This window comes from Pseudoalteromonas sp. BSi20311 (assembly GCF_000239875.1).
Classification (GTDB): Bacteria; Pseudomonadota; Gammaproteobacteria; order Enterobacterales; family Alteromonadaceae; genus Pseudoalteromonas.
Map to the genome: position 1 here is coordinate 1 of NZ_BADU01000010.1, position 24,490 is coordinate 24,490.

The 24,490-nt window shown below is 40.9% G+C and carries 24 protein-coding genes; 15 read left to right on the forward strand and 9 right to left on the reverse strand.

Annotation, left to right across the window (positions count from 1 at the left end; all coding sequences use genetic code 11):
- Together P20311_RS01255 and P20311_RS01260 are read right to left on the reverse strand one after the other, a co-directional pair.
- The coding region (locus tag P20311_RS01255; protein ID WP_036984633.1) for a TonB-dependent receptor at positions 1 to 1,492 on the reverse strand (1,492 nt) is incomplete at its 3' end.
- A 349-nt stretch (positions 1,493 to 1,841) separates the two neighbouring features.
- The gene (locus tag P20311_RS01260) at positions 1,842 to 2,714 is read right to left on the reverse strand and encodes a mechanosensitive ion channel family protein (RefSeq protein ID WP_008108776.1); all 873 of its coding nucleotides are present in this window, start codon (positions 2,712 to 2,714) and stop codon (positions 1,842 to 1,844) included.
- 366 nt (positions 2,715 to 3,080) lie between these two features.
- Here P20311_RS01260 and P20311_RS01265 point away from each other — a divergent pair, with 366 nt between their 5' ends.
- The 4 genes from P20311_RS01265 (at position 3,081) to P20311_RS01280 (ending at position 8,328) form a co-directional block, all read left to right on the forward strand.
- Entirely contained in the window at positions 3,081 to 5,216 is a 2,136-nt protein-coding gene (locus P20311_RS01265) for a M3 family metallopeptidase (protein ID WP_008108778.1), read from the forward strand.
- Between the two features lie 109 nt (positions 5,217 to 5,325).
- Positions 5,326 to 6,186, forward strand: coding sequence for a carboxylate/amino acid/amine transporter (locus tag P20311_RS01270; RefSeq protein ID WP_008108780.1), 861 nt, complete (start codon positions 5,326 to 5,328; stop codon positions 6,184 to 6,186).
- A gap of 53 nt (positions 6,187 to 6,239) precedes the next feature.
- Complete coding sequence (locus tag P20311_RS01275) at positions 6,240 to 7,517, forward strand: glycerophosphodiester phosphodiesterase family protein (protein ID WP_008108781.1); 1,278 nt, start codon at positions 6,240 to 6,242, stop codon at positions 7,515 to 7,517.
- Positions 7,518 to 7,578: 61 nt separating this feature from the next.
- Positions 7,579 to 8,328, forward strand: a complete 750-nt coding sequence (locus tag P20311_RS01280; protein WP_008108782.1) for a dienelactone hydrolase family protein — start codon at positions 7,579 to 7,581, stop codon at positions 8,326 to 8,328.
- On the opposite strand, the gene P20311_RS01285 is transcribed toward P20311_RS01280, so the two are convergent.
- Entirely contained in the window at positions 8,308 to 9,228 is a 921-nt protein-coding gene (locus P20311_RS01285) for a LysR family transcriptional regulator (RefSeq protein ID WP_008108784.1), read from the reverse strand. The genes P20311_RS01280 and P20311_RS01285 overlap by 21 nt on opposite strands.
- 154 nt (positions 9,229 to 9,382) lie before the next feature.
- Between P20311_RS01285 and P20311_RS01290 the strand changes: the two genes are divergently transcribed.
- From P20311_RS01290 to P20311_RS01305, 4 genes are all read left to right on the forward strand, one after another.
- Entirely contained in the window at positions 9,383 to 10,066 is a 684-nt protein-coding gene (locus P20311_RS01290) for a type 1 glutamine amidotransferase domain-containing protein (protein ID WP_008108786.1), read from the forward strand.
- Between the two features lie 113 nt (positions 10,067 to 10,179).
- Positions 10,180 to 10,767, forward strand: a complete 588-nt coding sequence (locus P20311_RS01295; protein WP_008108787.1) for a rhomboid family intramembrane serine protease — start codon at positions 10,180 to 10,182, stop codon at positions 10,765 to 10,767.
- 35 nt (positions 10,768 to 10,802) lie between these two features.
- Positions 10,803 to 11,645 (forward strand): glutathione-dependent disulfide-bond oxidoreductase, encoded by an 843-nt coding sequence (gene yghU, locus P20311_RS01300; RefSeq protein WP_008108789.1) that lies wholly within the window; start codon positions 10,803 to 10,805, stop codon positions 11,643 to 11,645.
- A 165-nt stretch (positions 11,646 to 11,810) separates the two neighbouring features.
- Positions 11,811 to 13,112 (forward strand): MFS transporter, encoded by a 1,302-nt coding sequence (locus P20311_RS01305; protein ID WP_008108791.1) that lies wholly within the window; start codon positions 11,811 to 11,813, stop codon positions 13,110 to 13,112.
- Between the two features lie 41 nt (positions 13,113 to 13,153).
- On the opposite strand, the gene P20311_RS01310 is transcribed toward P20311_RS01305, so the two are convergent.
- Positions 13,154 to 13,762 (reverse strand): flavin reductase family protein, encoded by a 609-nt coding sequence (locus P20311_RS01310; RefSeq protein WP_008108795.1) that lies wholly within the window; start codon positions 13,760 to 13,762, stop codon positions 13,154 to 13,156.
- Positions 13,763 to 13,867: 105 nt separating this feature from the next.
- On the opposite strand from P20311_RS01310, the gene P20311_RS01315 reads away from it, so the two are divergent.
- The 4 genes from P20311_RS01315 to P20311_RS01325 all read left to right on the forward strand — a co-directional run bounded on the left by P20311_RS01315 (position 13,868) and on the right by P20311_RS01325 (position 17,030).
- Positions 13,868 to 15,376: a cryptochrome/deoxyribodipyrimidine photo-lyase family protein gene (locus tag P20311_RS01315; RefSeq protein ID WP_008108797.1), complete on the forward strand. Its 1,509-nt coding sequence runs from the start codon at positions 13,868 to 13,870 to the stop codon at positions 15,374 to 15,376.
- A 2-nt stretch (positions 15,377 to 15,378) separates the two neighbouring features.
- Positions 15,379 to 15,513: a DUF2256 domain-containing protein gene (locus P20311_RS18575; RefSeq protein ID WP_008108799.1), complete on the forward strand. Its 135-nt coding sequence runs from the start codon at positions 15,379 to 15,381 to the stop codon at positions 15,511 to 15,513.
- Positions 15,514 to 15,637: 124 nt separating this feature from the next.
- Positions 15,638 to 16,066 carry an OsmC family protein gene (locus P20311_RS01320; protein ID WP_008108801.1) on the forward strand — a complete coding sequence of 143 codons (429 nt, stop codon included), beginning with the start codon at positions 15,638 to 15,640 and terminating at the stop codon, positions 16,064 to 16,066.
- 202 nt (positions 16,067 to 16,268) lie between these two features.
- Positions 16,269 to 17,030, forward strand: a complete 762-nt coding sequence (locus P20311_RS01325; RefSeq protein WP_008108802.1) for an EAL domain-containing protein — start codon at positions 16,269 to 16,271, stop codon at positions 17,028 to 17,030.
- Positions 17,031 to 17,096: 66 nt separating this feature from the next.
- Here the strand turns inward: P20311_RS01325 and P20311_RS01330 are convergent, their stop codons facing one another.
- Positions 17,097 to 18,584 (reverse strand): dipeptidase, encoded by a 1,488-nt coding sequence (locus tag P20311_RS01330; protein WP_008108804.1) that lies wholly within the window; start codon positions 18,582 to 18,584, stop codon positions 17,097 to 17,099.
- Between the two features lie 162 nt (positions 18,585 to 18,746).
- Here P20311_RS01330 and P20311_RS01335 point away from each other — a divergent pair, with 162 nt between their 5' ends.
- Complete coding sequence (locus P20311_RS01335) at positions 18,747 to 18,929, forward strand: DUF2986 domain-containing protein (protein WP_008108806.1); 183 nt, start codon at positions 18,747 to 18,749, stop codon at positions 18,927 to 18,929.
- Positions 18,930 to 18,935: 6 nt separating this feature from the next.
- Here P20311_RS01335 and P20311_RS01340 read toward each other — a convergent pair whose 3' ends face one another.
- The gene (locus P20311_RS01340) at positions 18,936 to 19,913 is read right to left on the reverse strand and encodes a TDT family transporter (protein ID WP_008108809.1); all 978 of its coding nucleotides are present in this window, start codon (positions 19,911 to 19,913) and stop codon (positions 18,936 to 18,938) included.
- Between the two features lie 108 nt (positions 19,914 to 20,021).
- On the opposite strand from P20311_RS01340, the gene P20311_RS01345 reads away from it, so the two are divergent.
- The gene (locus P20311_RS01345; protein WP_008108810.1) at positions 20,022 to 20,903 is read left to right on the forward strand and encodes a LysR family transcriptional regulator; all 882 of its coding nucleotides are present in this window, start codon (positions 20,022 to 20,024) and stop codon (positions 20,901 to 20,903) included.
- Between the two features lie 79 nt (positions 20,904 to 20,982).
- Here the strand turns inward: P20311_RS01345 and P20311_RS01350 are convergent, their stop codons facing one another.
- The 3 genes from P20311_RS01350 to P20311_RS01360 all read right to left on the reverse strand — a co-directional run bounded on the left by P20311_RS01350 (position 20,983) and on the right by P20311_RS01360 (position 23,814).
- Positions 20,983 to 23,109 carry a TonB-dependent siderophore receptor gene (locus tag P20311_RS01350; protein ID WP_008108811.1) on the reverse strand — a complete coding sequence of 709 codons (2,127 nt, stop codon included), beginning with the start codon at positions 23,107 to 23,109 and terminating at the stop codon, positions 20,983 to 20,985.
- 88 nt (positions 23,110 to 23,197) lie between these two features.
- Positions 23,198 to 23,395 (reverse strand): helix-turn-helix transcriptional regulator, encoded by a 198-nt coding sequence (locus P20311_RS01355; RefSeq protein ID WP_008108814.1) that lies wholly within the window; start codon positions 23,393 to 23,395, stop codon positions 23,198 to 23,200.
- Positions 23,392 to 23,814 (reverse strand): hypothetical protein, encoded by a 423-nt coding sequence (locus P20311_RS01360; protein ID WP_238529419.1) that lies wholly within the window; start codon positions 23,812 to 23,814, stop codon positions 23,392 to 23,394. The genes P20311_RS01355 and P20311_RS01360 overlap by 4 nt, the downstream gene beginning before the upstream one ends.
- Before the next feature lie 343 nt (positions 23,815 to 24,157).
- On the opposite strand from P20311_RS01360, the gene P20311_RS01365 reads away from it, so the two are divergent.
- Positions 24,158 to 24,490, forward strand: a 333-nt coding sequence (locus P20311_RS01365) for an MFS transporter (protein ID WP_036984637.1), incomplete at its 3' end; no start/stop codon positions are given.

Here is a 24,490-nt window from a genome sequence, read left to right on the forward strand (position 1 = left end):
CATCGTTGATTTTGTAGTTAGCTGATAAATCCCAGCTTACGTGATCATCGCTAACATTTTTTTCAATGTAAGTAGCACCACCACCTACAGGGCTAAGCGTACGATTTGCTGAGAATTCTTTCTCATCGTCTGAATAACGAAGGCCCGCGGTTACTTTCAAGTCATCAGTAATGGTGTAATCAACTGAGCCGAATACAGCCCATGCTTTAGTATCTTGCTGCTGACTAACAAAACCGTTTAATACGCCATTATTGGCTGTATCATAGCTAAAGTTTTCAATCGTTAATGCTTCGTCGAAGTAAAAAACACCCACCTGGTAATTTACGTCACCGGCAAAGTTGCTTGATAAGCGAAGTTCTTGCGTGTATTGGTCTTGATCTGGAATACCATCAGCACTTTCTGAAGAGAAAGGAATAAAACCAGGGCCCATTGCAACTGGAACATCATTGATAGAGAACCCACCGTAGCCACCATCGATGTCAGCACGAGAGTAAATTTCTGCACTTTCCCAACCAGAAATTGACGTTACTGTATGATTAGCTAAGTCCCACTCAAGCTTAAGGCTTGCACCTTGCGATTCCACTTGCTGCGTCGCACGAGATGCGGCATCGTGATACACCACGTCATTTTCAAAACCATCAACTAAATCGTTAGTACCAGGTTTGATAGTGTTAGCACGAAAGGCAATTGGAGAGCCATCTAAATCACGAACATGGTAATTAAATAATCCAGTGAAATCGTCACCTTCATATAAAAATTGAATACGGGCTGCTTGTTCAGTGTAACCACCTAAAGCATCTTTTTGCTCAAAACCTGGTGCACGATTATCAATGTAATCGTCTTTATCTTGCCAAAGTACTGAAACACGTGTTGATAAACGATCTGTTAATGAACCACCAACAGCACCTTCAAAGTCAACAGCACCACGGCTACCGTAAGAAACAGCGCCATAACCTTCAAATTCTTGGCTTGGTTTAACAGTATCAAACTTAACTAGACCAGCCGGTGTGTTACGACCAAATAGTGTACCTTGTGGGCCACGAAGCACTTCAACACGTGCTACGTCAAATACCGGGAAGCCTTTTAAGATTGCGTTTTCTTGTACAATTTCATCAACCACAAGTGACACTGGTTGCGAAGCATTCAAATCGAAATCAGTGTTACCAAGACCACGTACATAAAAGCGTGGGAATGAACGGCCAAATGAAGATTCAATAGATAAACTTGGGATTTTCGCATTCATAAAACGAATATCCATACCAGCTGAGCTGTAAGCATCTAAGCTATCGCCTTGCAGGGCTGAAACAGCAACAGGTACTTCTTGAGCGTTTTCTACTCGTTTACGAGCAGTAACTTGAATAACTTCTAGTTGGTTCTTCTTAGCAGTAGTTTCTTGCTCAGCAGCTACGGCTGAAATTGACGTACCTGCTACGGCAGAGAACAACGTTGCATTGATAAGGGTTGCTAACGTAGATCTTTTCATTGCTTTCATGTCGGGGTTAACCTTTTTAGTGCACTCTTGTTCAACGGTTGATGTGTTGCGCAATTAAATAATTACGGATTCAGTCAATTTTTCGCGACTTGCTCTATGCGGCGCGGACCTTATTACCGAGAGTACAAAAACGGCATAAATAAGGCTGATTGAATGCGCCAGATTATACCATGCTGTAATTAATTTACCGCATATTGAGCCCTAAAAAAGTAAACTTATTTTTAACACTTAACGGCACTATCAACTCTTTTACTGCCTTTTTAACAACAAAAAGCACAAAAGGCGGACATATGTCCTTACAATGAATCATTAAAAAATATAGAAAATAATGTGACGATTTTTTTAAATACTACTTTTTAACTAAAGAACGCGTCAATGCGATTTCGCCATCTATATGAATATCTCGCTGCGGAAATGCAATAACCACATCGTGCTGTTCAAACACCTCATAAATACTAAAGCGAATATCACTGCGCACTTGCCTTAAGCGAGTTTCTGATTCAGCGCAGACCCAAAAAATAGCATTAAAAACTAATGAACTATCTGCAAAGTCATCAAATAATACGGTTGATTGAGGTGTTGCTAATATTGCCTCATGCTCATCTAACACTTGCTGAATTAACGTTTTAACAAGCAATACATCAGAGCCATAAGCCACGCCAACACTCACTGATGAGCGCGCGTTGCCATCAATTAGCGTCCAGTTGGTTACTGTGTTTTCTAATAACTGGCTATTGGGTATCAACATATGAACACCGTCGTTTCTACGAATACGGGTAGAGCGAGTATTAATAGTTTCAACCACTCCCTTGGCAGTGCCAACTTCTAAAAAGTCACCAATACGAATTGGCCGTTCCCACATTAGTATCCAACCACTAATAAAGTTATTAATAATGTTTTGCGCACCAAAGCCTACACCAATAGCAATTGCGCCCGATACAAACGCAAAGGCGGTTAGTGGAATATTAAGCACTTCGAGGGAGGTAAAAAGCAAAATCGCAATACTTAAAATAAAATAAAAACGCGTAAATAAATGCACAGCATCAGGGCTCATTTTTCGAGCTAATAATGACTTTTTAATTAACTTGCCAATCTGCGTCACTACAAACCACATGGTAAACAAAATAAGGGGGACTTGAATGACTTTTGCTACGGTAATGTGAATGTCGTTGTAGCTAAACAATACGAAGGCGAGAATGTGATTAATTTGTTCTAAGTTCATTGATTTTCCATGTATAAAGTCGCACGCAAATAATTGTTTTTTATGTGCTAGTAATACCCCAAGTTTAGCATGCGGTTAGCTTAAATCTATATTTACAAATTTAAAATAACCACCCAATTAAGCACTCTGAACCCCGCTACTTGCATTTATGTTTTGTATTGTGGTCGGTGCTTGCTAAGGCTGTATACACTTTATTGATGATTTTTACTGCTGTTTTTATCTACATATCGAGCTTATATAATCTAATTTGCGTTTAAATCCCGCTTTAAATCGATAAACTTTGTTGTATATAAGTCAAAATTTGGTAAGTTAACTGGGTTTTCGACTCGAAAAGCCTATTTCGGCTACTATTTTTATGGAGTTATTATGCGTAAAACACTGATCGCCACTACGATTGCTAGTGCACTTTTATTATCTGCCTGTTCTTCTGAAAGCACTCAAGAAACAAAACAACAAAGCACAACACAAGTGCAAGATATCAATGCAAGCAATGTATTATTTAAACCAAGCCCATTACAATACATGGCTCCTGAGTTTGATAAGTTTGGTACCACTGAATACGAAGCCGCATTTGATGCAGGTATTGCACAACATAATGCAGAAATTATGGCAATTGCCAATAACCCAGAACCAGCTACTTTTGAAAATACGCTGGTAGAAATGGAACTTGCAGGTGAGCTATTAAACCGCGCATCAGCTGCCTTTTACAACTTATCAGGTCTTATCTCTAACGATGAGTACCAACGGATTGATAAAAAAATGGCGCCTGTGTTCTCTGCACACTCTGATGACATTTACCTAAACGGTGCATTGTTTGCTCGTGTACAAACAGTATACGACAACAAAGATAAATTAAGCGCTGAAGATCAACGCCTTGTTGATTTTTACTACAAACAGTTTGTTAAAGCCGGTGCTAAATTAAACGATGCTGAAAAAGCAAAAATGCGTGAAATTAACGCTGAACTTGCAAAGCTATCAACAGAGTTTTCTCAAAACGTATTAAAATCGTTTAAAGAAGACGTCATTTTAGTAACAGACAAAAGCAAACTAGCTGGTTTATCTGAAGGTGAAATTGCAGGTCTTGCAGCTGCTGCTAAAAAAGCCGGCAAAGACGGCTACATGATCACCCTAGTGAACACCACGCAACAGCCAATCTTAGCAAGCCTTGAAAATCGCGAGCTTCGTGAGCAAATTTTTAAAGCGTCAACCAATCGTGCAGCTAAAACCAACGGCCCTATTATTATTAAAGAAACTAATTTACGTGCACAAAAAGCAGAACTGTTAGGCTTTAAAGATTGGGCTTCGTATGTAATGACTTCACGCATGGCGCAAACCACTGATAACGTGTACGGTATTTTAGATGACCTTGCACCAAAAGCAGTGGAAAAAGCGCAAGCAGAAGCAAAAGCGATTCAAAAAGTAATTAACGATTCGGGCGAAAGTTTTGAACTAAAACCATGGGATTGGTCTTTCTACGCAGAAAAAGTGCGTGCTGAAAAATACGACCTAGATCCAGCCTTAGTTAAGCCTTACTTTGAAATGCAATCGGTTATTCATAACGGTTTATTCTTTGCAATGGAAAAACTTTACGGCATTACATTTAAAGAGCGTAAAGACCTACCGGTTTACCATGATGATGTAATGGCATTTGAAGTATTTAATGCCGATGGCAGCGCAATTGGTTTATTTTACATGGACCCGTATGCACGTGAAGGTAAGCGTGGCGGTGCATGGATGAGTGCATATGTAAGTCAGAGCGGCTTAAAAGGCACTAAACCGGTTATTTATAATGCGCAAAATATTCCTAAGCCAGCAGAAGGCGAACCAACGCTAATGACGTTTGACGAAGTGTCGACTATGTTCCATGAGTTTGGTCATGCGGCACACGGTTTATTCTCTGACGTTAAATACCCAAGCCTTGCGGGTACTGCTACAGCGCGTGATTTTGTTGAATTTCCATCACAAGCACATGAAGACTGGATGATTGAGCCAAGTGTATTAGCTAACTACGCTAAGCATTACAAAACAGGTGAGCCAATTCCTCAAGCACTACTTGATAAAGTACTTGAGTCGCAAAAATTCAACCAAGGCTTTGGTACCACTGAATATTTAGCTGCAGCACTACTGGATATGGAATGGCACTCATTTGGTTCTGATAAGAAAGTAGCTGATGTACAACAGTTTGAAAGTGAGGCATTAAAGGCACACGGTATTGATTACTACCCTGTACCACCTCGTTACAAATCAAACTACTTTAGCCATACCTTTGCAGGTGGTTACTCAGCAGGTTACTACGCTTACCTATGGACTGAAGTATTCGCCGCTGATGCCTTTGCTCACATGGAGAACAACGGTGGCTTAACGCGCGAAAATGGCGATAAGTTCCGTAAAGAGATCCTATCAAAAGGTAACAGCCGCGACTTAATGCAAAGCTACATTGAGTTTAGAGGCCAAAAACCAACGACTGATGCATTACTTAAGCGCCGTGGTTTAGTTGATTAATTAATATTTTTAATCAACTGATATAAAAGCCCGCTTGCGGGCTTTTATTGTTTATAGAACAATATATAACAGATAAACTGACACCATTACTTAAGACAAGATGAGTGTTATGGGCTATTTATTTGCAGTTACCCTTCTTTGGGCGTTTTCGTTTAGTTTAATTGGTGTGTATTTAGCAGGCCAAGTTGATGCGTGGTTCAGTGTGTTAATCCGTGTGGCTTTAGCTACCTTAGTGTTTTTGCCTTTTTTAAAGAAAATCCCTACCCCACTTGCGTTTAAACTCATGCTGATAGGCGCACTGCAACTGGGGGTTATGTATGGCTTTTATTACCACTCATTTTTATTTTTAACCGTGCCAGAAGTGCTGTTATTTACTGTAATGACCCCGCTTTACATTACGCTTTTAAACGATGCATTGAATAAAAAGTTTAACTGGCAATTTTTTATTGTTGCCTTTATTGCCGTATTAGGGGCTATTACCATTCGGTATGAAAACCTAACCAACGACTTTCTGCTTGGCTTATTATTAGTTCAAGGCGCTAATATTAGTTTTGCCACAGGGCAAGTAAGCTACAAGCGTTTAATGGTTAATCAAAAACTGGATGACAAAACCGTATTTGGCTGGTTTTTTATTGGTGCGCTTGTTATAGCCGGTGCTTGCTATGCACTGTTTGGCAATGCCGATAAATTACCTACCAGCTCAACGCAATGGGGCATTCTTATTTACTTGGGTATTGTGGCTTCAGGTTTGGGTTACTTTATGTGGAACAAAGGCGCCACACTAGTTAATGTTGGTGCACTAGCAGTGATGAATAATCTACTTATTCCTGCCGGTATTATTGTCAATGTACTTATTTGGAATAGAGATGCCGACATAGCCAGATTAACAATCGGTGCTGCTATTATGTTACTAGCATTAATGGTCAATCAACTATTAACAAAGCGAAAAGTTAACTCCACTGTCGTTTAATTGTCATTGTTTAGAGTTAAGGTAGAGGATACTTTTATTTTTAAGGACAAATAATGAAGCGACTCCCCCTATTCACCGTCTGTTTATTGCTAACTGCACTTACTGGCTGCAATGATGATGTTGAAATAGTAAAGGTGCCCCTTGTTGTTGAAGTGGCGCAAGGCACTAATATTCAACTAGGTACTCGTCCCGACTACTTAATTGACGATATGGCTAACAGCGCACTAAAAACACAATTAGCATCGTGCAAAGAAGGCCCTTTTTATCGTACTGATTTTTCAATTGGTCACCGCGGTGCCCCCATGCAATACCCAGAGCACACAAAAGAGTCATACATAGCGGCTGCTCGTATGGGCGCCGGTATTGTCGAATGCGATGTCACCTTTACCAATGATAAAGAGCTAGTCTGTCGCCATTCTCAGTGCGACTTGCACACCACCACTAATATTTTAGCTATTCCAGAACTTGCCGCTAAATGCAGTGTGCCCTTTACACCAGCAGACTCGAACAGTGGCACGCCTGCTTCTGCTAAATGTTGTACCAGTGACATTAGCCTGGCGGAATTTTTAACCCTTGAAGGTAAAATGGATGGTGCTAATCCTCAAGCAAGCAGCGTTGCTGAATATTTACAAGGCACCCCAAACTGGCGCACTGACTTATATGCAAGTAGCGGCACGTTAATGACCCACAAACAAAGTATTGCGCTATTTAAACAGCTAGGGGTAAAAATGACGCCAGAGCTTAAATCGCCTCAAGTGAGCATGCCTTTTGATGGTATGACACAACAGCAATACGCGCAAAAAATACTAGATGAATACACGCAAATGGACGTACCCGCTGAGCGTGTTTTTCCGCAATCGTTTAATTTAGCTGACGTAAAATATTGGATTAACACCAACCCCGCGTTTGCAACGCAAAGCGTCTATTTAGATGGCCGAGATAGCGATGCAGGGTTTGATCCTAACACCCCCGATACATGGCAGCCTAGTATGGCTGCGCTTTTTAATGACGGCGTTAAAATTATTGCTCCACCCATTTGGATGCTATTAACCATAGATAATGAAAATAATATTGTGCCATCGCAATACGCTATTGATGCTAAAGCTGCTGGGCTTAATATTATTGCATGGAGTCTTGAACGATCTGGGCCGCTAAATAACGGTGGCGGTTACTATTACCAATCAATTAGTGATGTTATAGATAACGATGGTGACATGATGACTGTGGTTGATGTGCTTGCAAAAGAGGTTGGTGTAATCGGTATATTTTCTGACTGGCCAGCTACAGTTAGCTATTACGCAAGTTGCAATAAAATGCCTGCAAGTATTTAAACTTTAGGGCGTGTTTATTTGAACGCGCTCAGCTATTATATTTATTTTACTGAGCGCTTTTATGATCATTCAACACCATAACGCAGACTTACCAACGCCTACAGGGTTAATGCGAACTACCATTTACCGCCCACAAACATCGGGGCAATACCCTGCCATTATTTTTTATTCTGAAATTTTTCAGCAAACGGCACCCATTGCCCGTAGTGCAGCTATTTTAGCCAGTCATGGATTTATCGTACTTGTGCCAGAAGTATTTCATGAGCTTAACCCAATTGGGACAGTGCTTGCTTATGATGACGAAGGCAAAGATAAGGGTAATAGCGATAAATGGGCTAAACCTTTAGAGCATCATGATAGCGATACGCAAAGCCTTATCGACTTTGTAAAACGCCAGAGTTATTGTTCAGGAAATGTTGGGGCTATGGGAGTGTGTATTGGTGGGCATTTAGCTTACAGAGCCGCATTAAACCCACTTATAAAAGCTGCATTTTGTTTATACGCCACCGATATACACAGTAATACACTGCCCGCACAACCCGGAAATAACTCGTTTGAACGTATGGCCGATATACTCGGTGAAATTCATTTTATTTGGGGTAAGCAAGACCCTCATGTACCACAAGATGGCCGAGACAAAATATACCAGCAAGCTGTTCGTACTGGTATAAATTACCAATGGCAAGAAGTTAACGCGCAACATGCCTTTATGCGTGATGAAGGCGAGCGCTACGATGCAGCTCTCGCCATAGCAATGTATCAACAGGCTGTTGCCTTATTTAACCGAGCGCTAGCCCTTACGCATACCTAATGCCGTATGCTGTTTTACAAAGTACGCTTTTAAATAATCAACAAACAAACGTAACTTTTTAGACCCCGTCGCCCCTGGCGGGAAAACTCCATACAATTCAATGTCTTTGCTTTTGTAGTCGTCCAATATAATTTGCAGTAAACCCGCTTGTACTTTTGGCCATGCATCATATAGCGGTATACGCCCTATGCCATGTCCTGCCTCTACAAATGCAGTCCGTGCAGCGGCATTATTGGTACTGAGCGATCCTTGCATGGTAATGTCGACTTTTTTACCATCTTTTTGCAAGGTCAAGATTTTGCTCCCTAACTGATAAACCACCCATTGGTGCTGTGCTAATTCATCGGGCGTAGTGGGCTTACCATAATGTGCAAAATAATTAGGCGCGCCACAGATACAGGTACTCATAGTGGTTAATTTCGTTGCCTGTAGGTTTGAATCGCGCAGCGCAACCCCCCTAATAGCAAAATCAAAGCCGTGTTTAATAATATCCACCACATCATCAGTTAGCTGTAAATCTATATCAATTTTGGGGTATTGGCGCTTAAAGGTATTAATTGCAGGCACTATTAATTGCATCCCCACATTAACCGGGCAACTAATTTTTAATAATCCTTGGGGCTCACTTTTTATATTTTCTATTTGTTGATTGGCAGCATTAGCCTGCTCGGTAATAACGCGGCAACGCTCATAGTAAGCCATACCGGCTTCAGTAAGCGCCATGGTCCGTGTTGAACGATTAAGTAAGGTTACTTCAAGTTGCGTTTCTAACTTTTTTAAATGATAACTGGCTACGGCTCGTGTTAACCCTAGTTGCTTTGCCGCTGCAGTTAAACTGCCCTGCTCAACTATTTGTGCAAACACCACCATACTTTTTAATTGTTCAAACGAAACTTTCATGGACGCTCCAGTGCGGGTTTAACTTCAACCCTCCGATTGTATCAATTATTAAATCAATAAAGTTAAATTTATCATCGTTGTTTAAGGTTGGGTTAGTGCATATAGTAATTGCTAAGCAAAGATTACAATTTTAAATCATCAGAAGGAAAAAATAATGGCTAAGAAAATACTAATGGTACTTACTTCACACGCTGATTTAGGCAATACCGGTGAAAAAACAGGTTTTTGGGTAGAAGAATTCGCCGCCCCTTATTATGCATTTGTAGATGCTGGCGCAGAAATCACTCTAGCTTCACCAAACGGTGGTCAACCACCAATCGACCCAACCAGTACACTAGCCGACTTCCAGACTGATGCAACCAAGCGATACGACAACGACAGTGCAGCGCAAGCATTAATGGCAAACACAAAAGTACTAAGTGAACTGAATGCTTCAGATTTTGATGCGGTATTTTATCCAGGCGGCCATGGCCCATTATGGGATTTAGTAGACAACACAGATTCAATCTCGCTCATCGAAGATTTTGTAAAATTACAAAAACCAGTGGCAGCAGTGTGTCATGCGAGCGCCGCATTTTTAAATACAAAAGATGCTGATGGCAATGCATTGGTTGCGGGTAAAAAAGTTACCGGCTTTAGTAACACTGAAGAAGCCGCTGTACAATTAACAGATGTAGTGCCATTTTTAGTCGAAGACGAGCTGATCAAAAAAGGTGGTGATTATCAAAAAACCGACGACTGGGGCGTGCTTGCGCTTGAAGACGGTTTAGTAATCACCGGTCAAAACCCTGCAAGCTCTGAGCTAGCAGCTAAAAAATTACTTACCAAGCTTGGTTAATTACAATTAATCAGCATAAAAAGCACAGTTTAATCGCTGTGCTTTTTAATTTGCTTTTCATTACTCACCACTATTCCTATACTGGCCACTCTTACTATAAATAAGGGCACCGTATGCAAAATAAACCATCCACCTTATCGTTACTCAGCAGCACCCGCTTTGCCATTATAAGCATTGTAACTATTTGTTTTGTGTTGCAACTAATTAATAGCCTGCCAGGCATTAGTTTAAATGGTTTAGGTATTTACCCTCGCAGCATTCAAGGGCTGATTGGGATTCTTTGCGCTCCCTTTTTACACGGTAGCTGGTGGCATTTTGCGAGTAATATGCTGCCCTTTATTGTTTTAAGCTGGTTAATTTGCCAATACAGTGTAAAGCGTTTTTATAGCGTATTTTTATTCACCGCATTAGTTGGTGGATTACTGGTATGGATGTTTGCCCGTGGCAATATTCATGTCGGCTTAAGTGGCGTTATTTATGGATTATGGGGCTTTATTTTATGCTATGGCATTGTAAGACGTTCTTTTAAATCTATTTTTATAGCCGTGGTGGTGGCCTTTTTATACAGTGGCTTTATTTGGGGTGTGTTTCCACAGCGGTTGCATATCTCGTTTGAAAGCCATCTGTTCGGCGCATTAAGTGGATTCTTTTTAGGGTATAAATTAGCAAAAGCAGATAAATTAAAAGCAACAACGGGCTAAGCAAATACGCACGTTTAAACGATTAGAGGCTATTTATGAGTGATAACAACGACTACACCCCAGCAAAAGTATGGACATGGGACAATGAAAGTGGCGGTAAATTTGCAAACATTAACCGCCCAATTGCAGGGGCAACCCACGATAAAACATTGCCCATTGGTAAACATCCATTTCAGCTTTACTCATTAGCGACCCCCAACGGGCAAAAAGTCAGTATTATGTTTGAAGAGCTGTTAGAGCTTGGTATTACTGAGGCTGAGTACGACGCTTATTTAATTAATATTGGTGAAGGCGATCAGTTTGGCTCTGATTTTGTTGATATAAACCCAAACTCAAAAATACCTGCGTTGATGGATCATTCTACAACGCCACCGACTCCTGTGTTTGAATCTGGCGCTATTTTACAATACCTTGGCGAGAAGTTTGATGCGCTTATTCCTAATGACTTTCAAGCTAAAACACAATGTCGTAACTGGCTATTTTGGCAAATGGGATCGGCGCCTTATTTAGGCGGTGGTTTTGGTCATTTTTACAGTTATGCACCAACCAAAATGCAATACCCGATTGACCGTTTCACCATGGAAACTAAACGTCAGTTAGATGTGCTTAACCGCCATTTAAGTGACAACGAATACATGGCAGGCAGTGAATATTCCATTGCCGACATTGCCATATGGCCTTGGTATGGCTCACTGGTATTAGGCGACTTATACGACGCCGCCGAGTTTTTAGATGTCGGATCTTATACCCATGTGGTTCGTTGGGCTAAGCAAATAGCAGCGCGTCCAGGTGTAAAACGAGGTCGTCGCGTTAACCGTACGTGGGGAGCAGAAGAGGATCAACTCGCAGAGCGCCACAGTGCTCGTGATTTTGAATAAGGCTCCAGTTTAGTACAAATAAAAAAATCAGCGCTTAGCTGATTTTTTTGTGAATTAACCTTTGTTTTTAGCAGGTAACATGACTTTGTAATCCCAAAAGTAGAAAAGTTAAGCATATCATCTTAATATATCTAAATATTTACACTGATAGCGTAGTTATTAATTGTGAAAAAACTGACAAAAGAACAAATCTATAAACGTTTAAACAATGAAGAAGACGCCCGAGCCTGCAAGGCCATCGACGACAATGCCTGTCAGGAAGTACCCGGTAATTTTATTATTTTACTCATTAGCCAGCTTTTTAGTAAATTTGCCGATGCACTGCTTAATCCAAAAATCACCCTGCCCTGGTTAATGCAAAGCTTAAATGTACCCGCGAGTTTTATTGCTTGGTTAGTGCCAATCAGAGAATCGGGCTCGTTACTGCCCCAACTTGCTATTGCAAACGTTATTCGCAAACTCCCCGTTCGTAAATGGGTATGGGTAATAGGTGCAGTGATGCAAGCAGGATGCATTTTAGCCATGGTTGCAGTGGCGTTTACCCTCAAAGGCGCACAAGCAGGTTATGCCATTATTGGCTTATTAATTTTATTTAGCCTTGCTAGGGGGTTTAACTCTGTAGCTGCAAAAGATGTGCTGGGCAAAGTTATTCCTAAACAGCAACGCGGTAATATTAGCGGGCTTGCTGCAAGCATTGCCGGTTTTGCCACCTTAACGTTTGGCCTCATGATGTGGTTTTTTTCACAGCAAAAAGATCAAGACATTGTGATCATCGCTTTACTACTGGGTGCATTAATGTGGTTGATTGCCGCGTTTTTTTATGCACAAATTAACGAATATAGTGGCGCTACCGAAGGAGCGAATAATGGCCTATTGCACGCGTTTTCAAAGTTAAAAATTTTATACCAAGACAAACAGTTTGCCCATTTTGTTATTACACGTGCCTTACTGCTTTGTTCAGCATTGAGCGCTCCATTTTATATTATTTTAGCCAGTAAACAGTCGTTTGAATTTTCTTTACTTGCCACCTTTATTGCCGTTTCCGGCTTTGCAAGCTTAGTCTCAGCGCCGATTTGGGGACGCTTAAGCGACTTATCTAGCCAGCGAGTGCTAGTACTCAGTGCCGCTTTAGTTACCATTAATGGGCTGGCTGTATTTGTTATTGCGACTTGGTATGGCGAGCTGCTACTAAATTGGTGGGTTATGCCTATTTTGTACTTTTTACTCTCAGTTGCGCATCAAGGAGTGCGCTTAGGACGCAAAACGTACCTCGTCGATATGGCAGAGGGTAACAAACGCACCGATTATGTGTCGGTTAGTAATACCGTTATTGGGGTTTTATTACTGATGTTAGGCAGCATTGGCTTATTAGAATCGTTTTTATCAACCGCAGAGCTTATTTTGCTCTACAGTGGATTAGGATTTTTGGGTGCAATTAGTGCGCTGTTTTTACCAAAAACAGAGTAAATAGCGCCCTATTTAACCTGCTGTAATTAAAACGCTCACCGTTAAAGTTGTGGGCGTTTTAATACAAACTTATCGTTAGTGGTGCTAAAGTAATCGCCGCCCATTTTACCTACTGTATCTAGACGCGTCGGATCTATATAATCATTTACCAACGTGGCGTCATCGACAAAAATTCCCACTACATCTAAGAGCATTATTTTGCCACCGCTTGGCTCATCTGAAATAGTGATCACCTCTCGAAGCTTACATTCATAACGTACTTTTGAAGCTGCAACACTTGGCGGATTAACTAGCTGGCTTGAGACTGACTGTATGTTGGCCTTATCAAACTCACTGACATTATTTGGGTAGTTAGCACAGCTTTGATTCATTTGCTCTACTAAGGCATGGCTAACAGTATTAACAACACATTCTTTGGTGGCCAGTAAATTTGTCAGTGTATCTTTATTGGCTTTATCGCTGGGGTTAACTTGAGTCACACTTAGCACTGCAGGCTGACAACTTGCTACGGTAAAAAAAGAGTAAGGTGCAATATTAGTTACCCCCTCACTACTTAGGGTGCTTATCCATGCAATCGGTCGTGGGCTAATGCCGCCAACTAAGTAGCTATACACAGAGCGGCTGCTGTTTTGCATTAAATCTAAAAACATTGTTTCTCACTTTTAACTTAAAAACTAAACCCTAACACCTAGGCAATACGTACTTATAAGCTAAGTCTTAATTTACATTACACTGCTAGCAAATAATTTAATTACATGCGCCAAAAAATAAATATTGTCTGGTTTAAACGCGATTTACGCTTAAGCGATCATCAACCGCTTAAAAATGCGTTTAGCAACGGACTTCCAACATTATTGCTGTATAACTTTGAGCCGCTGTTACTCGAAGATGCTCATTACAACGAGCGACATTGGCGCTTTGTGTATCAGTCACTATGTGATTTAAACCAACAACTTGCTCGCTTTAATAGCTGCGTGTACCTATTTAAACAAAAAATGCAGGGACTGCTTGAAGAGCTACATACCCAGTTTGAAATAATTAATCTCTTTAGTCACCAAGAAATTGGCTTAAATAATACTTTTGAGCGCGATAAAGCGATTAAAGCATGGTGCCAACATAATCAGATTAACTGGTTAGAGTCACCAACGGGGGCTGTCATTCGCGGTAAAAAAAATCGCAATAATTGGAATGAATACTGGCAACAAACAATGCAAGCGCCAATTGCCATTCCAGATTGGAAACACATTAAAACAGTGACACTCACACACTACCAATCGCCAAAATTACCAAGTAGTTACACAGCTGACGATGACAACTTTCAACATGGAGGGCCACGACTTGCCCGCGACGTTATGCACAGTTTTTTTGCCGAGCGCGGTAAAGGTTATCAAAAAGGGATCTCTAGCCCAAGCTTGAGCCGCACGCATTGCTCTAGGCTTTCTCCCTATTTAGCTTGGGGCAATATTAGCCTTAGGCAGGTGTATCAAATGGCGATAGACGCATACCATTCAACCCACCCCGATAAAAAAGGCTGGAAGCGCCCGCTTGCTGCGTTTATCTCTCGCCTGCATTGGCATTGCCATTTTATGCAAAAGTTTGAAAGCGAATGCAGCATGGAATTTAAAGCATTAAATCCGGGTTACCGTGCATTTCCGTATCGTGATGACGCTAACGTTACTAGCGATATTGAACGCTGGGCGCAAGGACAAACTGGGGTGCCAATAATTGATGCTTGCATGCGCTGCTTAAAGGCCACCGGATATATTAACTTTAGAATGCGCGCTATGCTGGTGAGCTTTGTAACCCATCATTTAAACATAAGTTGGCAGCAAGCAAGCTTCCCACTGGCTAACTACTTTTTAGACTTTGAGCCAGGTATTCATTATCCGCAAATTCAAATGCAGGCATCGGTTACTGGCATTAATACCATTCGCCATTACAACCCCATTAAGCAATCTGAAGACCAAGACCCAACCGGCGCATTTATAAAAAAATGGTGCCCCGAACTTGAAAAGCTCCCCATTGAATATTTACATCAACCTTGGCAGCAAACGCCCATGGAAGCATTATTTAACGACTTTAAACTTGGTGAAGATTACCCAGAGCCGATGCTTGATTTAACTCAGGCATCTAAAGAGGCACGCGAGCGATTATGGCAATACCGAGAGCGTAGCGAGGTTAAACGTGCTATTCATGCCATACTTAAAAAACATGTAGCCATCACTCCCTCGGTACGTAAAACCAAAAAGCAATCAGGCAAATAATCATGGCACATAAAAAACTAACCCTACCTGAAAAAATATGCCCTGTGTGTAACAAACCTTTTGCATGGCGTAAAAAATGGCAACGAGACTGGGATAACGTTATTTATTGTTCACAGCGATGTAAACGTAGCAAATAGAGATTGGCGTTTATCTTGCACCCTCCATGTTACTGCGTACATTTTTCAGCAATTATCGGATAAATTTACATACAACCGATATCAATGCTGAAAAATTTACATTAATCGCAACAAGGAGAACATGATGACAATCAAAAAAACGGCAAGCTCAAATTGGTCTGGCGATATTAAAAGTGGTAAAGGCACTATTTCAACTCAAAGCGGCGCACTCGATAACCAGCCGTATGGGTTTAATACCCGCTTTGAAGATAAACCCGGCTCTAACCCAGAGGAGTTAGTTGGTGCAGCCCACAGTGCTTGCTTTAGCATGGCGTTATCGCTGGCGTTAGGAGATGCGGGTTATACTGCTGACGATATAAACACCAAAGCGACTGTAAGCTTAGATGAAGTAGACGATGGCTTTGCAGTGAGTGAAATTGAATTAGTGGTGAATGCAAAAGTTGCTGATATTTCAAATGAGCAATTTCAAACCCTGTGTGAAGACACTAAAAAAGGCTGCCCTATCTCTAAATTACTCAATACCAGCATAAAACTAACCGCAACACTTAACTAATTTTGCAAACCTACTATACTTTTAGCGTAGCAATAAGGTTATATAAGCATAACCTTATTGCTGATTTTTCATGAGTTGAATAAAAACTTAATTATGAGTTACATTAATGTTAGCTAATATAATTATGTAAAATCTCAATACTTTGTTAGGATTACCAAAACTTAACCACCTTTTAGTGTGGGTTAATAAAAAAGGTGGATGAATGAACGAAAAATCACAAAGTTGCGAAAAAGTATCTTGTAGCAACTGCGCTGATTCTAGCGAGCTAGACTTTGACTTTACCATGGCATTTCAGCCTATTATAAGTTGTCAAAATAACACTATTTATGGGTATGAGGCTTTAGTTCGTGGTTTAAACAACGAGTCGGCTTTCTCTATTATTTCCCAAGTAAACGACGACAATCGCTATACCTTTGATCAACTGTGTAGAATAAAAGCCATTGCGCTTGCCTCTAAGCTAGGCATAAACACCATGCTAAGCATTAACTTTTTACCCAACGCTATTTATAAGCCTGAGCGCTGTATTCGTACCACCCTAGAAGCGGCTAAAAAGTACAACTTCCCTACAACTAATATTATGTTTGAATTTACTGAAGTTGAAAAAATAGAGGATAGCAGCCACGTTGAACGGGTTGTAAGCTACTACCAAGAGCTGGGCTTTAAAACAGCCACCGATGACTTTGGCTCAGGCTACTCTGGATTAAACTTACTAGCTGATTTTCAAACAGATATTATTAAACTCGATATGGCACTTATACGCGATATCGACAAAGATACAAAACGCCAAACTATTGTGCGTAACTGCTTAAATATGTTTAAAGAGCTAAACGTAATGGCACTGGCTGAGGGCATTGAAACAGTTGATGAATATCACTGGTTAAAAAATGCCGGCATTGATTTAATGCAAGGCTACTTGTTTGCCAAACCAGGCTTTGAGTGCTTACCAGACGTTAATTTTCAATAACATTTAGTTGTTATAAAAAACCGCCGCAAAGGCGGTTTTTTCGTATTTGCTATGCAATAACCCAAATTACATATTACCAAGCTCTATCATCATTGCGGTGTACATACGTAAATTAAGTGCTAGTTGCTCAAGCGTAATAAATTCATGCTCTGAGTGACCTGTGTAGCGTTTACCCGGCATTGATGGGCCAAACGATACGGCATTATCAAATAATTTAGCGTTGGTACCACCACCAATCGACACAAAACCTGCGTCTTGATCGCCAGTAAAATGTTTAAAAATATCAAGTAACTTCTGCGCATGAGGCGCTCCATCAAGCAGCATGGGTGTGCCAATGGTAGTTTTAACATTTGCCAATGTTACTTTATTATCAGCTTGCCATTGGGTAAGCGCACTATTAATTTGCAGCTCAAGTAAGTCAGCCTCTTTACCCATAGGGCGACGAGCATTAACCGCTAACGTTAGGTTATTGCCGTCTCGTTCAATAACAGTGGGCGCTACCGTCATTGGTCCCATAAAGTCATGTTTATACGCAATATCACCAAATTGTTTACCGTATATATCTAGGCCTATTAGCTGATTTACAAACTTAATGAGCTGCCCATCGCTGTTGTTTTCAAGCTCGACGGCTTTAAATAGTTCAGCCAAATAAGCAATGGCATTAACACCTGATTCTGGTTCAGATGAATGTGCCGATACCCCTTTTACACTAATTAAAGTTCCATTTATTTGTTCGTCAAAGGTAAATTCTACTTGCTTAAGAGCCGTGGCGGTTTGTTTTAATAGAGTCACTAATTCAGCACTGGCGTTATGCAAGGTTAAGCTGGCATCTTCAGGAATTTGGCTCGCAAAGGCACCACCCGTTACATTACTTACATACACACCGGTTTGCGCTGATGTAGCTGCAAACGTAGGCGAAATTAAGCTCCAGCCTTTTTCAGCAACCACCACGGGATATGAGGCATCAATGGTGACCGCATACTTTGGCTGCTCATAAGTTTTCATAAATTCGGTTAAAGGCCCCCAATCAGATTCCTCGGCTAAATAAACCATCAGCTCAATGCGGTTATCAAGGGTTATACCTTTATCTTTTATGGCTTTCATCGCATATAAAGCAGTGGCAATAGCGCCTTTATCGTCTTCGGTACCTCGGCCAACTAATTTACCCGGCTCTGAGGTATCAATAATAAATGGGCTTTGCTTCCATTTACTGGCGTTTGCAGGTTGTACATCGCCGTGAGTCACTATGGTTACTTTTTCTTTTTGCTCACCCATACCTATGAGTACGGTATAGCCTAAATCTTGGTAGTCAAAGCCAAGTTCAGCGGCTTTCATTTTTAATAACGCTTTAAAGCCAATAAAATCAGGATTTTGTGGCGCACTGATCTCACTTTTATTCACCGTAGGAAACGATACTAAATTAGTAAGCGTATGCACCTGTGCATTTTGGTAGCTATTAACTGCGTAATCGGCCACGCTTTCACTGTGTTTATTAAATTGTGCATGAGCGCTAAATGCACATAAGGCAATACTTGCTAAAGCGAGCTTGTTCAAAACAGATTCCATTTAATTAACAATAAAGAGCTCTAATTATAACCTCCTTGCAAAGTGACAAACAGCGCTTTGCGGCAGACCTACAAGCAAAGCTTATAATTTGTCTAACAGCTTTGAACAAGATGCCTGTATAATGCGCAGCTCAAAATTACGAGGTGAATCATGAATCGCAGAAAAAAGATCATTACAAAATTTAATAACAAAGATAAGCGTGCTAATGCCAAGCTGCATAAAAGCAACAAACCGGCTTATGTTTCAAAAGCAGAACGCGCAAAGCTTGCTGAACAAGATGCCGAACAAGCAATTGAGCACGGGGCTACCGAGGTAGTGCAAACAAGCGTTTAATCATTATTATGATAGGGTAAGAGGCTTAAATTGAGTGTTAAAAAACTTAAAATGAGCCAAATAACGAACCGCCACATAGCAAACTACCCCACTGGCCACAATCAATTCAAACGTTGCTAAATACTGTATTTGCTTAACAAACTGCAAATCAATTCCCACTGTATGCATCCATGCGGCAAGTTTAAATAACGCGGTAGCACCAATGACCATAGGAAAAGTAAACGCAGCGTAACCTGGGCAAAATGGACGGCGCAGTAATTTAAAAAATGCGACATAAATTATAAAGGTCATCAGTACTGCAATTCCAAATAACAAGCCAATAATAACCGGTGACGGCTCGCTGTTCACTGTAAAGTAACCAGCTAACGATAAACTTGCTGGCGCAGCTAAAATAGCCAATGTAGGCTGTGCAGCATCAGGAATGTGAGCTGCAAAAATGATTCGGTAAATCATCATAGGCAACATAACTGCGTACATCAACATGCCAAAGTAAAGCGCCCCTTGCGCTAAAAACAGCAGTGCCGGATTCCCTGAAAACGCCACATCGGCAACGATGATCCCAACCGGCGGTACAAACCAGCTTGGCACCATATGCTCAATTTTAAATTCAATCACTCGATGAGTAATAAAACTGATTAAAAACACCACATGTAATAAAAATGCACCAACCCAAAGCATATCTCCCGCAAGGGAGTAAAACTGCCCTAAAGAATTAGACACCACTAAAGTAGCCATAGCAAAAGTAGGCACCACACTGCCTACAACTGGGTGGGCTAAATCGGCTTTAAGCAGCTGAGGATGCAATAAAAACTTAAGTGTTAACAATAGCAATAATACGCTCGCAATAGCGGCGCCTGTATATTGTGCTACGCCATTTAGGCTAAACATACTCTCCCAAGCCCAACCTAGGCTGGCAATACCTAATGCCAAGCCGCCCATTGGTGTTGGTGCACCTGATACTTTTGTTTTTATATGTTTAAACATCTCTATTCCACCCTGTGGTTGTAACTTACAGAGAAGTTTACGCTTGCATTTCGTTTAATTAAATCTAATTATATAGAACACTCGTTCATATAAACCAAACATAAAATCATGAATATTTCCCTTAAACAGCTCAAGGTGTTTGTAGGCATAACCCAGCACAACACACTTACAGCGGCGTCTGAGTCATTGTTTTTATCTAAAGCGGCGGTGAGTATGGCGCTTAGCGAACTTGAAAAGCAGTTAGGCCATCCGTTATTTGATCGTGTAAATAACCGATTACTATTAAATCAAGAAGGGCAAAAGCTACTGCCCCTCGCTGATGAGCTATTAAATCGGGCAAACACTATCGACACCTTGTTTTTAGACAACGCCCCTGCCAGCGGAACCTTAAAAATTGGTGCCAGCGATACTATAGGTAATCATCTATTGCCTGCTTTACTAAGCAAATTCAGAGCGCAGCAACAGCATTACTCGCAACAAATACTGATTTCTAATTCGGCGCTTATTTGTCAAAAGCTTATAGATTACGAGCTCGATATAGCACTTATTGAAGGCCAAGCCCATCAAGGCGATTTAGTCTCTAATGTGTTTAGCCATGACGCTATGTGTATTATTGCGCCAATAAACCACCCACTGGCTGCAAAAAAGCAACTTAGCTTTAACGACTTAAATAGTAGCCAATGGGTATTAAGAGAGACGGGCTCTAGCTCGCGTTCCTTCTTTTTACATAGCCTTGCACCACATATAAAAAATTGGGCACAAAGCGTGGAGCTCAACACCACTGAAGCGCTTATAAACTGTGTAGCGAATGGCTTGGGTTTAGGATGCTTATCATCACTCGCCGCACAATATGCCCTAAAAGATGGCCGCGTTACGCAGCTTAACTTAAACCACTCCATGCAAAGACAGTTTTGGTTAGTGATGCATAAAGACAAATACAAAAATCCGCTGCTAACGCAGTTTATAGATTTTTGTCACAAGCAGACTTAAAAAATTAATAGTAATTAACCGTCAGACTCGATTAACCAAAAATCGAATCTGACAGCTCGCACTAACTTACTCTCTCATCTTAAAACGCGTAACTCATGGCTAAATTTATTGAGCGCCCCTGCCCTGCCAATTGGTTAAAGCCCTGCGACATGTCTTGTTTAAACTCCGCAATACTCACGCCACCTAATGGTAATTCATAATACTCATCAAGCAGATTGGTAATATCAACACTTACGGTCAATGCATCCCAACTGGCTTTTGAGCTTAAATTAAGTAAATGGTACTGCTCAGTTTGGTTTTCTAGGCGGTTGCTATCTACGCGAGTTTTACTATCGACCCACTGCCACGTGAGTGCGTTTTCAAAGCGGCCAACTTGCTGGTTAATGGCAAATTGGCTTTGCAGCGGCTTGATTTGATAAAGCGGCTGATTGGTATCATCGCGCTTACCACGGGTGTTGGTAATATCCGCTTTTAATGACCAGCTACCATAGTGCTTAGACTCGTGCAGTGCTAAAACCGCATCTAGCTTTACACCATAAAGCGTAGCATCTAGGTTATTAAATATAAGTACATTACGGGTATTGGCAGCAAGCGCTGTGCGGTTAAAGCTTCTTACTATGTTGGCATCAATATAGTCATTCACGTCGCTCACCCACGCATTAGCACTTATACGCCAGCTGTCGTCTTTTGCCATACGGGTGTACGTGCTGCTAAGCGTGTGTGCGGTTTCTGGTTTAAGGTTTATATTACCAATATAGCCATTGCCATCGCCATACCATCCAATCATGGTGGTGGCCATATTACCTACGCCCCAGCTGTAGCGTTCGTATAAATTAGGCGCACGATTTTTACGGGCTAGGCCGATTTGCAGCTCGTCGTTATTGCTTAGTTGATAATTAATCAGCACGTTTGCATCAACTAAATTATCTGTTTGTTTTTTACTTTGGTTATTAAACTTTTTAGCCGCCATTGCATCACTTGGCATCGCCATGGCCATTGCATTCATTGCAGCCATGCCTGCACTATATGCTTGCACATCATCAGTGTTGGTCATTACATTTTCAAATCGAATACCTGCATTTAACCACCAGCGAGTATTTAGTTGGCTTTCATATTCAGCAAGCACTGCAATACGCTGACGCCGGCCATTATTAATATTGTTATAGTCATTTGGTCCCATCATCATTGAGCCCTCAACTGCAGGCCACCAGTCCTCTAATTTCATGTGGTGATACTCTTGCGCGAGTAGTAACTGGCTGTTGTTATCAAGCGCTAGTCGCCATTTTAACTGGGTGCTTATATCCTCAGCATCGGTTTTCATAGGCATTTTTCCGGCTTTTTCTGCGCTAAAAAACCCCATTTCATGCTTTACGTTATGCCAATTTAACTGCGCTTCAAGCTCACTGCTTGTAAAAGCACGTTGATACTGAGCAACAGCGCCATAGCTGGTGTTATCTGTCATATCCATATATTGATTAGCAAAGCCTTGATAGGGTATTTTTTGATGGCTTAGCTTAACCACTAATTGTTGCTTATCATCGCGCATGGCAGCACTTAAACTATGGTTTTGCGCGCGGTATAGGGTATCGAGCACTAAATCGCCGTTACCATCTTCATAGCTGTTAGCATCGCTAAACGCACCTTGATAATTAAAACTGAGTACATCGCTGGCAATGCGCATACCTGCGCCGACCTTTTTGGCGTTATCAAGGGTGTTGTACTGGGCTGACACATAACCTGAATGCCATGCAAGTTCGCTACTTTCACTGTACTGAGGTGAAATAGAATTAACAGCAATCACACCTGCAATATTATCGCCTCCCGCGCTTACTGGAGAAACACCTGCAACCACTTTGTAGCTACTAATTTGATTAGCTGAAATATAAGACAGTGGCGGGTTCATTTGGTTAGCACAGGCGGCGGTGATTTGCGCCCCATCAACCAGTACCGCCACTCTATCGCCCATTAAACCATTTAAAACAGGTAAATTGGCCATGCCACCGGCGGCTGAAAAGTCCACTCCTAAATCGGTTAATAGCGATTCAGATGAGCCTAATGATAGGTGTTTATTTTGTGCTTGGCCGTGCACTTCAATCACTTCAATTGAGGTGTCATCTGCAAAAGCAACTGGCGATAATACGCTACTTATAACAAGCGCTAAAGGGGATAATAAATAAGAGGTTAAAGAATTTTTTTTATCAGTCATTATTGATTTACCACAAAATTTTTGTGGGTAAATTATACTTGCTGTAGCAATCTAAAAAGCGCGACATATTGTCGCACTTTGTTAATTTTTAACCCTGTTCGTCGTCAAAAATATCTTCTATTTTTAACTCAAACAACCTCGCAGCTTTAAAGGCCAGTGGCAAGCTGGGGTCAAACTTACCTTTTTCAATCGCATTAATAGTTTGGCGAGAAACATCTAGCAGCTCGGCCAACCTTGCTTGGGTGTAGTTATGCTCGGCTCTTAATACCTTTAATCGGTTTTTCATTCATCACCTGCACAATAGTGTTTGTTAAGCACATACACGCTAATTAAATACACTGCTCCCATTAAAAACATTAAATCGGGTATCTGTGCTTTAAAATCAATTAAGCCACTCAATTGCAAATTAGTGTACGCAAGCCCACCTACCAATATTGCACCTAGGGTAAACCCCATGGCACTGAGATGTATTTTTTGCATCAGCTCATCCATCCCCTGTAAGTAACGTTTGTTAGCCAAAATCATTACAATGCCGGCTATTACATTTACAACTATAAAAAAGCCGCTAATTATCTCTGCGCGATCCCAAATTAATGTCGGGCCAAAGCTACATAACGCTAAGGTGAGTAACCAAATCAAGGTACATTTAGCTAAGTAGCTAGTATTTTTAATTTGGCGTTGTTTTAAATTTAATTCTGCTTTCATTGCCTTTATCCTGCTTTTAAAAGTAATGCTTACTTTACAAATATCATCCATAGCACGCAAAAAGCCAAGTTAGCATTACATTTTAAATTTAACACTGCTTATTTTATATTGCGTTAATACTTTGCTGACTTACTTAGCCATCCTTTGGTTGGCTCAAGTTAAATTTTATTCATCTTTAATTATGGTTTAGGCCATGACTGGGGAAGGCTTTTAATTTAAAATGCCTGCCTCTTTATTCCTCATTCCCATATTCAATTTTAAATAAACGAGTGTGTTTTATTTTTTAAACATACAGGCGTTTTATTTGTTATCAAATTTTATTCAATACCTTCAAGGATTTTACATGGCCGTTGATATTATATCGCCGTCGAGTCAGCCCAATAGAGCCGCTATTTTAGTAGTGCTTGCACTAGGCACTTTTATTTTGGGTTTATCTGAATTTTCTATGATGCCTATGTTGCCATTAATTAGTGAAGCATTTGCTAGTACCCCATCACAAAGTGGTTATGCCATTAGTGCTTATGCTCTGGGGGTGGTTGTTGGCGCGCCTATTTTAATGTTGGCAACAGCCAACATGCGTAAACAAAAAGCGCTGTTACTATTTTTAAGTTTAATGTGTATTGCTAATAGTTTAAGCGCCTTAGCTAGCTCATTAGAACAACTGGTGCTCTTTAGG

What these genes read in the sequence shown, in the direction of transcription:
- P20311_RS01265 (WP_008108778.1), top strand. Translation starts at nt 3,081, where the DNA reads ATGCGTAAAACACTGATCGCCACTACGATTGCTAGTGCACTTTTATTA.
- P20311_RS01270 (WP_008108780.1), top strand. Translation starts at nt 5,326, where the DNA reads ATGGGCTATTTATTTGCAGTTACCCTTCTTTGGGCGTTTTCGTTTAGT.
- P20311_RS01260 (WP_008108776.1), bottom strand. Translation starts at nt 2,714, where the DNA reads ATGAACTTAGAACAAATTAATCACATTCTCGCCTTCGTATTGTTTAGC.
- P20311_RS01350 (WP_008108811.1), bottom strand. Translation starts at nt 23,109, where the DNA reads ATGACTGATAAAAAAAATTCTTTAACCTCTTATTTATTATCCCCTTTA.
- P20311_RS01295 (WP_008108787.1), top strand. Translation starts at nt 10,180, where the DNA reads ATGCAAAATAAACCATCCACCTTATCGTTACTCAGCAGCACCCGCTTT.
- P20311_RS18575 (WP_008108799.1), top strand. Translation starts at nt 15,379, where the DNA reads ATGGCACATAAAAAACTAACCCTACCTGAAAAAATATGCCCTGTGTGT.
- P20311_RS01320 (WP_008108801.1), top strand. Translation starts at nt 15,638, where the DNA reads ATGACAATCAAAAAAACGGCAAGCTCAAATTGGTCTGGCGATATTAAA.
- yghU (WP_008108789.1), top strand. Translation starts at nt 10,803, where the DNA reads ATGAGTGATAACAACGACTACACCCCAGCAAAAGTATGGACATGGGAC.
- P20311_RS01315 (WP_008108797.1), top strand. Translation starts at nt 13,868, where the DNA reads ATGCGCCAAAAAATAAATATTGTCTGGTTTAAACGCGATTTACGCTTA.
- P20311_RS01290 (WP_008108786.1), top strand. Translation starts at nt 9,383, where the DNA reads ATGGCTAAGAAAATACTAATGGTACTTACTTCACACGCTGATTTAGGC.
- P20311_RS01280 (WP_008108782.1), top strand. Translation starts at nt 7,579, where the DNA reads ATGATCATTCAACACCATAACGCAGACTTACCAACGCCTACAGGGTTA.
- P20311_RS01355 (WP_008108814.1), bottom strand. Translation starts at nt 23,395, where the DNA reads ATGAAAAACCGATTAAAGGTATTAAGAGCCGAGCATAACTACACCCAA.
- P20311_RS01360 (WP_238529419.1), bottom strand. Translation starts at nt 23,814, where the DNA reads ATGAAAGCAGAATTAAATTTAAAACAACGCCAAATTAAAAATACTAGC.
- P20311_RS01275 (WP_008108781.1), top strand. Translation starts at nt 6,240, where the DNA reads ATGAAGCGACTCCCCCTATTCACCGTCTGTTTATTGCTAACTGCACTT.
- P20311_RS01345 (WP_008108810.1), top strand. Translation starts at nt 20,022, where the DNA reads ATGAATATTTCCCTTAAACAGCTCAAGGTGTTTGTAGGCATAACCCAG.
- P20311_RS01325 (WP_008108802.1), top strand. Translation starts at nt 16,269, where the DNA reads ATGAACGAAAAATCACAAAGTTGCGAAAAAGTATCTTGTAGCAACTGC.
- P20311_RS01335 (WP_008108806.1), top strand. Translation starts at nt 18,747, where the DNA reads ATGAATCGCAGAAAAAAGATCATTACAAAATTTAATAACAAAGATAAG.
- P20311_RS01285 (WP_008108784.1), bottom strand. Translation starts at nt 9,228, where the DNA reads ATGAAAGTTTCGTTTGAACAATTAAAAAGTATGGTGGTGTTTGCACAA.
- P20311_RS01310 (WP_008108795.1), bottom strand. Translation starts at nt 13,762, where the DNA reads ATGTTTTTAGATTTAATGCAAAACAGCAGCCGCTCTGTGTATAGCTAC.
- P20311_RS01340 (WP_008108809.1), bottom strand. Translation starts at nt 19,913, where the DNA reads ATGTTTAAACATATAAAAACAAAAGTATCAGGTGCACCAACACCAATG.